The following is a 6682-nucleotide window of genomic DNA, read 5'->3' on the forward strand; positions in this document are numbered from 1 at the left end:
TCGATCTCGCCACGGGTGGACATCTTGGCCGGGTCGCCTGCGTACGTACGGACCCACCCCAGGAATAGGGCGGTCAGGTGCTCGATGATGTCCTCGTGCTGGTGCCAGCATCTCGGCAGCTTGGAGTGCAGCTTGGGGTGGGCCGTCAGCAGCCAGTCGACCCAGCCGGTCAGCTCCAGCAGCCGCGCCTCACGCTCTGCCGGTTCCATAGCCCGCCACACCCAGCGGGTGATCGGCTCCGGCTTGCTCTCCTCGTCGTTCACGGCAGCCGGGGCCGTGGCCGGCGACGCCACGGCGGTGGGGTCAGACATCGGACGCCTCCAGGGCAGTCGGGGCGGACTTCGTCAGCGATGGTCCCGGGGCGGGCCGCGCCAGCCACTTCATCAGGTCGCCGTCCCGCCAGGTGAGCCGCATGTTCACTTTCACCGGCGGCAGGTTGCTGTACTGCGCGATGGCCGTGAACTTCGGCAGCTGCATCAGCTCGTGGATCGGGGCCAGGTCCGTTTCGACCTGGGTGGTCGACGACGAGTTCTGTCCGCGGCCCGTCGACTTCGTGGTGCGCTCCACGTACGTACGGCCGTAGATGCCAGAGAAGTGGCGCAGGGTTTCGGGGTCGCCGCAGCCCGGCAGCAGCATCCGCAGCCCCGAAGCGCTGAGCACGGTGTTGGCGGCGTCGTGCCCGAACCGGGTCCGCAGCTGCGACAGGTCGTGCCAGACGGTCAGCACGGTGATGCCCATGCCCCGGCCCGTGGTGAGCACCCCCGGAAGTCCGGGGTAGCGCAGCATGTTGCCGGCCTCGTCGACCATGACGCCCAGGCCGGGGGAGAGGGGAACGCCGGTGCGGAGGTAGCGCTGCTCGGCGCCGTGGATGATCGACGCGATGATGGCGGTCAGCAGGGGCGCGTACCGCTCGGCGTCCGAAGGGGCGGCGACCAGGCAGACGGTGGCGTTCTTGTCGAGCAGCTCCTCCACCGTGAAGTCGGTGCCGGCCGCGGTGGCCCGCACCTCCTCGTCCCTGTACACCGAGGCGATGACGTTCAAGGTGAACTGGATGCTGCCGATTCCGTCGTCATGGAGCGTGACCCAGGGCCGGGAGTAGTCCAGGGAGACCTCGGGGTACTCCGGTTCGAGAACCGCCTTGACGTGCTCGACCGCGTCCTTGCCAAGGGCCAGCCACTCCCTGAACGCGTTGATGCCGCCGCCGGTGATGTTGGCGGCGAGCAGCAGACCCTTGAGGATGCCACGCGCCTGGTCGATCCAGGGAGCGGCCCGCTTGTCATGACCGGAGGTGGAGGCGTTGGCAAGCCACTCCGCCATCCGGTCGGCCGACTTGGGGTCCTTGGCGTAGTCGACGGGAGACCAGCGGGCGGTCTTGCGGCCGGGGATTCCGGCTGGGGCGATGACGTACACCGGCCCTAGGTGCCGTCGGCTCTCGTAGATCACATCGAGGTCCGCGGCCTTGACGGTGGTCACGACCAGCGGGCCCTGCCACTCGGCGGCGTTACCGAGGACCAAACCGGTTGTTTTCGTGGAGCCCGGGACGCCGAACACGGTCGCGGAGATGTTGGGCTCCGCGGCGAGGATCTTCTTCGTGAGCTGTCCCCGCCCGGCGGTGATCTGGTTCGGCCGGTTGACCGGGTCGGGATCGACGGCGAGTTCCTTCTCCGTCTTCACCCCGCCCCACTGGGCGCCACCGAGGTCCTTCTTGCCGCCGAAGACCCGCAGCAGGACGGCCACGATGACGATCAGCAGGACCAGGAAGACGGCGACCACGAGCCAGAACGCCCAGGTGGGCGGGGCCGGTTCGTAGACCGATCCGGGGCCCTGGCTGACGGTCAGCAGGATGGTCTCGGGCAGGCTCTTGCTGGACGATGCCCACCCCTTGCCGGTCACCAGCCCCGCCACGGGCGCGGCCGCGAGCACGATCGCGCTGGCGCCGATGAGGAACCCGGCGCCGATGGCGGCTAGGAGCGTGCTGTCGTCCATGCTCTTGTCGTTGGCCATCAGACCACCATCCGCTCGTCCGTTTCGAACAGGGCCTTCTCGGTGTGGGACAGCATCAGTTGGACCGCGTGGCTGCCGCCGCCGCGGCCGACCTTCCACAGGGCGCGGCCGCGTTGGCCGGCGCCCCAGCTCCCGATCAGTTCGCACTCGGCGTCGGTCAGGCCGATCGCCTCGCGCGTGATCTGGAGCGGCTTGGTGTCCTGGGCAAGCTGGATGCGGGTCTCGCAGGACGCGATCAGGTCCTTGGCGATGGCCACGGCCTCCGAGCCGGCCGCGCCGACGGACTCGAAGTCCGACAGGCGGTGCGTGGCCAGGAGTTGGATGGTGCCGGTCGCACGGGACAGGCGCAGGTCCGCGTCGATTTTGCGGACCATCGCGGCGCCGCCGGATCGCATCTGCCGCCACAGCTCATCGCGTACGACGATCCACGGACGCTCGCCGGGACGGTCGATCGCTGACTGCGCCCAAGAGGAGACACAGGTCAGGACCATTGCCACGGTCTCGTCGCCGTACTGCTCCAGGGCGGAGATGTCGACGCTCTGGATTGGGGCTTCCCAGTCCAGTCCGATCGAGGTCTGCTCGTCGAACAGCCCGCCCAGGTGGCCGGTGATCATCCCGCCGAGCGCGGAGCGCAGGGACGCCATGTGTTCCCGGGCGAGCTGGATGTCGTCGTCGCGGACGCGTAGCTCCCGCGCCATGGCCTCGCTCGGGTCGCGCAGCTTCGCGTAGACCAGGGGGAGGGTCGGCACGGCCAGGTTGCTCTGTCCGTGCAGCTCGCCGGTGACCTCGCGGACCGCGACGTCCAGGCACTCCTCTTCCTGCGGGCGGAGGGTCCGCTTCAGCTGGAGTTCCAGCAGTGCCTTCAGCAGGGTCAGCCGCCTGCGGTGGATCTCCTGGAGCCGGGCCTGGAGCACAGCCCGGTCCTTGATGTTCTCCAGGTCGAAACCCAGAGGGCCTGCATCCAGCGGGTTGAGCCTGCCGGGCAGACCGGGACCGAGGCGGACAGGGTCGACCCCAAGGTGCTCGCACAGTCCCTTGTACTCGCCCTTGACGTCCCCGGCGATCAGCGTGCGGTGGCCCAGGGCCATCAGGCGGAAGCACAGCGCCTTGATGTGTGCGCTCTTCCCACTGCCGGGGATGCCGGTGATCATGACGTTGGGGTTGGTGGCGAGCCCCTCCTTGACCCAGGCGGCCGGATGCGCCGAGAACGCCTGCATCGTGAGGGTGTTCCACCCCATGTACACGCCGATGGGCGGCAGGCTCGCGGCGTGCAGGAAGGGATAGATACCCGATGCCCGATCGCTGTCGGCGCGGAAGACCTCAGTCTTCGCGAGCGAGGCGGCCCGACCGGCGAAAGGATGTGGCCACCCTTTGCGAGGCGCGATCCGCATGGCTGCTTCAGGGCTCTCCAGCAGCCGTGAACGGCGTTTCTCGCGTGCGGACAGCTGTCGAGGGACTGGGCGCTCTTCGGCCTCGTCCAGGAAAGTCCCCAGAGGAGCGGCTTTGAGGCGGGTGTCGCCACCATCACCGCGGCGGAGGAAAGACATCAGATGCCCACCCGTCGGTCCGGCAGCCCCAGGCCCAGGGGCAAGGCCGCGATGGTGAAACCGTCGTCCTGCGCACCCCAGATCCGGCGGACTTCAAGGCCAGCCGATGAGGCATCGGCCTGGAGCTCAGCACATGCTGTCTCCAGCTCCTCGAGGTCCGTCACCGTGACGGCGACGAGAGCAGTGAGCCGCAGGACTCCGTGGCCGCTCGCTCGGGCCACGTCCTGGGCGCGCGCGGTCATCGCCTCGCGCCGCTCGTCCTCGCTTTCCGCGCGCCCGGTCTTCGCCCGCAGTTTCCGGGCTGCATCACGCTTCGTCTTCTCGCGGGCCAGTTCCTGCCGTGCCTTCGCCGGACCGATCGGCTCGTAGACCAGAGTGAGAGATCGCCTGGCATTAGATCGGGGGCGAAGCAGTGGCTGGAGGAATGTCGCATAGACCTCGGACTGAGGAAGGCCCCTGACCTGATAGCTGACCGTCCATGCGCCATCGTGACGGTAGAGGCCCCAGATCGTCTCGGTGGCGGCGGGCCCGGCCAGCTCTGGAGCCACCCCCTTGGGGGCGCCTTGCCACGTCGGATCTTCTGCGGCAGTGCTGCGGGCGGACAGCGCCAGTTGGGCTTCGGGATCGAATGCTGTGCGGATCACCTGAGCGACACCTCGCGGGGACAGCCATTCGGTGACCTGAAGCCCCGCGCTGGAAAGTGGGCTCGCCATCGCGTTGATCTCACGGACGAGGACGGCGGCCGCGCCGATCTGGCCGCCTCCGGCGCCTTTGATCATCAGACGGGCGCGGGCAGCGGACAGGGTGACGGACAGGTACGTCTCTCGGGTGGTGGCAGCGGGGCCTGCGCCTGCCATCAGTTCGTCGAGGGCCTGGACGGCCGCCGGCGGCGCGTCGGGGGAGGTGTGGCGGTCCGTCCACGAGCGCAGAGCCGCTCCGTCGTCGGGGAGGCTGCGCTGATGGACGGAGATACGGGTGATTACCCCGTCTTCCTTGCAGAGTCCGCGGAGGAAGGCGGCCCATCCCTTCACCCGGGCGTTCTGCTTCTCTGTGTCGACGAGCGCGAGCCCGGGGAAGGACACGCGGCAGATCGCTGTGTAGGTGTTGTCCACCGGGTTATGCATGATCCCGAGTTGACCGCCGAGGCCGTCGGGCGCTTCCAACAGGTGCAGCCGGGCGAGCCGGCCCGGCAGGTCCATCGGTTGGCTGCCGTCTGCGGTCCGCGGTGCGAACAGGCCGGAGAAGAAGAGGTTGCGGTTGGTAGCCACTGCGATCTGATGCCTAACTGCGAGAACGATCCACTCGTCTGCTGACAGCCCGAGCACCCGCCCGTAAGCGAGAAGCAGCAGGAGGAGCGCCATGGGCAGCGCGAAGAGGGCGGAGCTCCAGGAGCGGGTGTAGATGGGGAGCATGGCGAAGATCAAGGCCGCCACGACCAGCACGAAGCCGAGGCCGCTCAAGTTGCCCATGAAGCCGGAGCGTTCCGACTGCCAACCGCCATACAGTGCGGGTTCTGTCTGGGACACGGGTCAGCTCCCTCCGGAACTGCTCGGGGGTGGGGGGTTCGGTGCGGGCGCGGGTGGCGTGGCGGGCGCCGGCACGGCAGGCTGCGCAGGCGTGGGCGGAGAGGGCTCTGGCTCTCTCTCCGGCGTCGCGGACTGGGCAGCGGTGGGTGGCGATTCCCCGCCGTCGCTGTTGCGGGGCGGAACCACGACGTGGCGGCCGCCCTGGGCGCCGTGGCCGAGGCCGGCGTTGGCTGCCGTGTTCTGGAACGAGCTCTCGGCGACGTCCTTGCCTGCTGCGGCGACCTGGAGCCCAACCCCGACGGTTCCGGCGACCTTACTCATGAAGGTGCCGCTCTTGCTGCCCAGCATGGCCTTGGACCAGAAGCCCCGGCCCGCGCCGCTGTCGCTGGACGCGATGGAGTTCTCCGCCTCCAGTGCCTTGGTGTAGTTGCCGCCGCCGCCGGAGGTTCCGGCACCGCTGAGGGAGGGCTGGTTGCCGCCGAACATCGAGGAGACGGAACTTCCGAGACTGCTGATCATCCCGGAGCCGGTCGACGTTCCGTCACCGGCATCGCTGACGATGATGAACCGGGCCAGGACAGGCCAGCTGGTGCCCGCGACGACGAAGATGATGAAGCCGACGATGACGTTGCGTACGCCCTGGCCGCCGGTCATTGCGGCGAAGCCGATGGCGAAGCAGACGACGATCACGGGCTTGGCCAGGATGAGCGCAATCAGCGCGTTCCGTGCCTTGGGCAGCCAGTTCTTTGTGGGATCTGCCATCGAGCCCGCGGCGGCGATGGGCATCATCGTAACGATGATCATGATCCCGGCCTGACGGACCAGCATTTCGACCCACAGGGCGCCGATCGCGAGAATGCACAGGATCGACATGACGAGCACGAAGCCCACCATGGCCGGGGCGATGCCGCTTCCCGTGATGAGTGCCGACCCGGCCACGGCCGTTCCGCCGCCTCCGAGGAGGCCGCCGAAGAGCGTCCCGAGCTGCTCCTTCATCGCCTTCGTCGCGTCCTCTGAGGTGCTCCCGCCACCGTCGAAGGTGTAGTTGATCAGGGCGGTGGAGAGGGTGTCGGACCAGTTGAGGGCCACTTGTGTGGCGAAGAGGTACACCGCGAGAACGGCAGCCCACTTTGCCAGGCCCGTGATCGCCGTGACGAGCGGACCGCCCTGTTGGGACACGGCCACCTTGCTGAATTGCACCAGCAGTAGGAACGCCGCAATGATCACCGATAGACCTGTGGTGAAGCCCAGGATGCGGTTGATCCCCGTCTTTGTCAGGTCGATGGTGGAGATGTCGTTGAAGGCGTCTGCGAACTGCCGTAGGAGCCAGATCACCGACTCGCCCAGTTTGGCAGCGGCCTCTTCCAGTGCGTCGGCTGCCGCCTGGCTGATCTGTTCTCTCGCCCACGTCAACGGCGTCTTGGCGGGAGGCGGCCACTTGCCGTTGGCTTCCTCCTTGCAGACGGCGAAAGCCTTACCGTCTGTCTTGACGCACTTGACAAGGTATGAGTGGAACTTCTCGTAGTTGGGCTGATTCTTGTCGGCCGTCTTCTCCCAGCGTTCCAGTTCCTTGAGCTCGAATTGGCGGCCGTCCTTTCCGATGTG

The 6682-nt window shown here is 67.9% G+C and carries 4 protein-coding genes and 1 pseudogene; all 5 read right to left on the reverse strand.

The genetic code is table 11. From position 1 onward, the window contains the following. Nucleotides 1-311 (reverse strand): annotated as a pseudogene (locus RIF68_RS22535) (hypothetical protein); the annotation flags it as partial. After that, a complete protein-coding gene (locus tag RIF68_RS22540) occupies nt 304-1986 on the reverse strand; it encodes a type IV secretory system conjugative DNA transfer family protein (protein ID WP_309053104.1) in 1683 nt (560 codons plus the stop codon). The gene RIF68_RS22540 and the pseudogene RIF68_RS22535, both read right to left, overlap by 8 nt. 17 nt (nt 1987-2003) lie before the next feature. Continuing rightward, nucleotides 2004-3551 (reverse strand): type VI secretion protein, encoded by a 1548-nt coding sequence (locus tag RIF68_RS22545; RefSeq protein ID WP_309053102.1) that lies wholly within the window; start codon nt 3549-3551, stop codon nt 2004-2006. Then, nucleotides 3551-5077, reverse strand: coding sequence for an SCO6880 family protein (locus RIF68_RS22550; RefSeq protein ID WP_309053103.1), 1527 nt, complete (start codon nt 5075-5077; stop codon nt 3551-3553). The genes RIF68_RS22545 and RIF68_RS22550 overlap by 1 nt, the downstream gene beginning before the upstream one ends. 3 nt (nt 5078-5080) lie before the next feature. Next, nucleotides 5081-6679 carry a hypothetical protein gene (locus RIF68_RS22555; protein WP_309053105.1) on the reverse strand — a complete coding sequence of 533 codons (1599 nt, stop codon included), beginning with the start codon at nt 6677-6679 and terminating at the stop codon, nt 5081-5083. Nucleotides 6680-6682: the final 3 nt, after the last annotated feature.

It is taken from the genome of Streptomyces sp. (assembly GCF_031178505.1).
GTDB classification, from domain to species: domain Bacteria; phylum Actinomycetota; class Actinomycetes; order Streptomycetales; family Streptomycetaceae; genus Streptomyces; species Streptomyces gulbargensis.